The 262-nt window shown below is 52.3% G+C and carries 1 protein-coding gene; it reads right to left on the reverse strand.

All coding sequences use genetic code 11. From position 1 onward, the window contains the following. Positions 1 to 192: hypothetical protein (locus V0R37_RS22500; RefSeq protein WP_489685821.1), on the reverse strand; the 192-nt coding region annotated here is incomplete at its 3' end. Positions 193 to 262 lie beyond the last annotated feature (70 nt).

Raw genomic sequence — 262 nt, forward strand, 5'->3', positions numbered from 1 at the left:
GGCGCGAATAATGGGTAAATAGACTTTACGCTGCGACTCACTCCCCAAGCCGCGTTCAATCGCAATTTGCTGCGCAGAATGCTCTAAGTTGTGGCGCTGTAACTTCGGCATCAATTTCGCCAGCACAATCAAGCTCACCAAACCGGTTAAGTACGCCATGGCATAACCGACACTGAGGTTATCGATCATCATGCCCAGTTGCTCACCCTCAACGCCCGTGAGTCCGGAATTTAGGGCATCTTTCGCGCCTACCAGTACTGGC

Source organism: Pollutimonas rozaliensis, from assembly GCF_048751585.1.
Taxonomy (GTDB): domain Bacteria; phylum Pseudomonadota; class Gammaproteobacteria; order Burkholderiales; family Burkholderiaceae_B.